The sequence below is a fragment of the Actinoplanes sp. NPDC051859 genome, assembly GCF_044452725.1.
Classification (GTDB): Bacteria; Actinomycetota; Actinomycetes; order Mycobacteriales; family Micromonosporaceae; genus Actinoplanes.
Genome location: NZ_JBITBX010000034.1, coordinates 1,878 through 5,285 on the forward strand (window position 1 = coordinate 1,878; position 3,408 = coordinate 5,285).

A 3,408-nucleotide genomic window follows, 5' to 3' on the forward strand; every position below is an offset into this window, starting at 1 on the left:
TGTGGGTTGTGGGTTGGTTGTTGGTTGAGAATTGCACAGTGGACGCGAGCATCTTGTTTTCTGTGGTTAAGTTGTCAAGGGCGAACGGTGGATGCCTTGGCACCAGGAGCCGATGAAGGACGTGGGAGGCCGCGATAGGCCTGGGGGAGCTGTCAACCAAGCTGTGATCCCAGGGTGTCCGAATGGGGAAACCTAGCACGAGTCATGTCGTGTTACCTGTATCTGAATTCATAGGGTGCAGGGGGGAACGCGGGGAAGTGAAACATCTCAGTACCCGTAGGAAGAGAAAACAATAGTGATTCCGTGAGTAGTGGCGAGCGAAAGCGGATGTAGCCTAAACCGTGCGCGTGTGATACCTGTCAGGGGTTGCGTGTGCGGGGTTGTGGGATCTGTTTTCCATGGCTGACACCATGGTAGGGAGTTACAAAGTCAGTTGTTAGTTGAACGGTGTGGGAAAGCCGACCGTAGAGGGTGAGAGTCCCGTAGGTGAAAGCATCTGACCTCCTTACAGATATCCCGAGTAGCAGCGGACCCCTGAAATCTGCTGTGAATCTGCCAGGACCACCTGGTAAGGCTGAATACTTCCTGGTGACCGATAGCGGACAAGTACCGTGAGGGAATGGTGAAAAGTACCCCGGGAGGGGAGTGAAATAGTACCTGAAACCGTTCGCCTACAATCCGTCAGAGCCTTTCGGGGTGATGGCGTGCCTTTTGAAGAATGAGCCTGCGAGTTAGTGGCATGTGGCGAGGTTAACCCGTGTGGGGCAGCCGTAGCGAAAGCGAGTCTGAAGAGGGCGTTTGAGTCGCATGTTCTAGACCCGAAGCGGGGTGATCTAGCCATGGGCAGGTTGAAGCGTGGGTAAGACTGCGTGGAGGACCGAACCCACCAACGTTGAAAAGTTGGGGGATGACCTGTGGTTAGGGGTGAAAGGCCAATCAAACTCCGTGATAGCTGGTTCTCCCCGAAATGCATTTAGGTGCAGCGTCGCGTGTTTCTTGCCGGAGGTAGAGCACTGGATGGTCTAGGGGGCCCACAAGCTTACCGAAATCAGCCAAACTCCGAATGCCGGTAAGTGAGAGCGCGGCAGTGAGACTGCGGGGGATAAGCTTCGTAGTCGAGAGGGAAACAGCCCAGATCACCAGCTAAGGCCCCTAAGCGTGTGCTAAGTGGAAAAGGATGTGGGGTCGCATAGACAACCAGGAGGTTGGCTTAGAAGCAGCCACCCTTTAAAGAGTGCGTAATAGCTCACTGGTCAAGTGGTCCCGCGCCGACAATGTAGCGGGGCTCAAGCACACCGCCGAAGCTGTGGCATTCACACAATAACTCCGCATCACTCCTTGAGGGTGGTGTGCAGGTGTGTGGATGGGTAGGGGAGCGTCGTGTTGCGGGTGAAGCGGCGGAGTGATCCAGCCGTGGACGCTACACGAGTGAGAATGCAGGCATGAGTAGCGAATGAAGGGTGAGAAACCCTTCCGCCGGATGACCAAGGGTTCCAGGGCCAGGCTAATCCGCCCTGGGTGAGTCGGGGCCTAAGGCGAGGCCGAGAGGCGTAGTCGATGGATAACGGGTTGATATTCCCGTACCCGCGAAGGAGCGCCCAAGACGAACCTCATGATGCTAACTGCCCAAAGTGTTGGCGGTCTTCGGACCAAGAACATGGCGGCCAGGACCCTCGTGGGTAGTAGTTTAGCGATGGGGTGACGCAGGAAGGTAGCTGAGCCCGGCCGGTGGTTGTGCCGGGGTAAGCGTGTAGGCCGTGTCATAGGCAAATCCGTGACACATATGGGCTGAGACGTGATGCCGAGCCGATTCAGGTGAAGTCAGTGATCCTATGCTGCCGAGAAAAGCCTCTAGCGATGTTCCGAGCGGCCCGTACCCTAAACCGACACAGGTGGTCAGGTAGAGAATACCAAGGCGACGGGCGAACTGTGGTTAAGGAACTCGGCAAATTGCCCCCGTAACTTAGGGAGAAGGGGGGCCGGACGCGTGAAGCCCCTTGCGGGTGGAGCGTGGTATGGCCGCAGAGAGCAGGGGGAAGCGACTGTTTACTAAAAACACAGGTCCATGCGAAGTCGTAAGACGATGTATATGGACTGACGCCTGCCCGGTGCTGGAACGTTAAGGGGACCTGTTAGCTCTTCGGGGCGAAGCGGAGAACTTAAGCGCCAGTAAACGGCGGTGGTAACTATAACCATCCTAAGGTAGCGAAATTCCTTGTCGGGTAAGTTCCGACCTGCACGAATGGCGTAACGACTTCCCCACTGTCTCAACCACAGGCCCGGCGAAATTGCAGTACGAGTAAAGATGCTCGTTACGCGCGGCAGGACGGAAAGACCCCGGGACCTTTACTATAGCTTGACATTGGTATCTGAATGTAATTGTGTAGGATAGGTGGGAGCCGGTGAAGCTCGGACGCCAGTTCGGGTGGAGGCAATCTTGAAATACCACTCTGTTGGATTTGGGTATCTAACTTGCGGCCCTGATCGGGTCGAGGGACAGTGTCTGGTGGGTAGTTTAACTGGGGCGGTTGCCTCCTAAAAGGTAACGGAGGCGCCCAAAGGTTCCCTCAGCCTGGTTGGCAATCAGGTGTTGAGTGTAAGTACATAAGGGAGCTTGACTGTGAGACTGACAGGTCGAGCAGGGACGAAAGTCGGGACTAGTGATCCGGCACTTGCGAGTGGAAGCGGTGTCGCTCAACGGATAAAAGGTACCCCGGGGATAACAGGCTGATCTTCCCCAAGAGTCCATATCGACGGGATGGTTTGGCACCTCGATGTCGGCTCGTCGCATCCTGGGGCTGTAGCAGGTCCCAAGGGTTGGGCTGTTCGCCCATTAAAGCGGTACGCGAGCTGGGTTTAGAACGTCGTGAGACAGTTCGGTCCCTATCCGCCGTGCGCGTTGGATACTTGAGAAGGGCTGTCCCTAGTACGAGAGGACCGGGACGGACGAACCTCTGGTGTGCCAGTTGTCCCGCCAGGGGCACGGCTGGTTAGCTACGTTCGGAAGGGATAACCGCTGAAAGCATCTAAGCGGGAAGCTCGCTTCGAGATGAGGTATCCCACCACCTTGAGTGGGTAAGGCCCCCAGCTAGACGACTGGGTTGATAGGCCGGAAATGTAAGCCAGGTAACTGGTTCAGTTGACCGGTACTAATAGGCCGAGGGCTTAACCACCCCAAACTTTATACTCTGCGTCCACTGTGTGATTCACAGCAAACAACCACCCCCACACCATCAGCAACACGACGCTGGGTGTGGAATTTGGTGAATGGTTGTCACGCTGATAGCTGTTTCGGTGGTTATAGCGGAGGGGAAACGCCCGGTCTCATTCCGAACCCGGAAGCTAAGCCCTCCAGCGCCGATGGTACTGCACTCGGGAGGGTGTGGGAGAGTAGGACGCCGCCGGACT

The 3,408-nt window shown here is 56.2% G+C and carries 2 rRNA genes; both read left to right on the top strand.

From position 1 onward, the window contains the following. Positions 1-64 precede the first annotated feature (64 nt). Positions 65-3,173: ribosomal RNA gene (locus ACIA1L_RS33355) — 23S ribosomal RNA — on the top strand. Between the two features lie 117 nt (positions 3,174-3,290). Beyond that, positions 3,291-3,407, top strand: a 5S ribosomal RNA gene (gene rrf / locus ACIA1L_RS33360). Position 3,408: the final 1 nt, after the last annotated feature.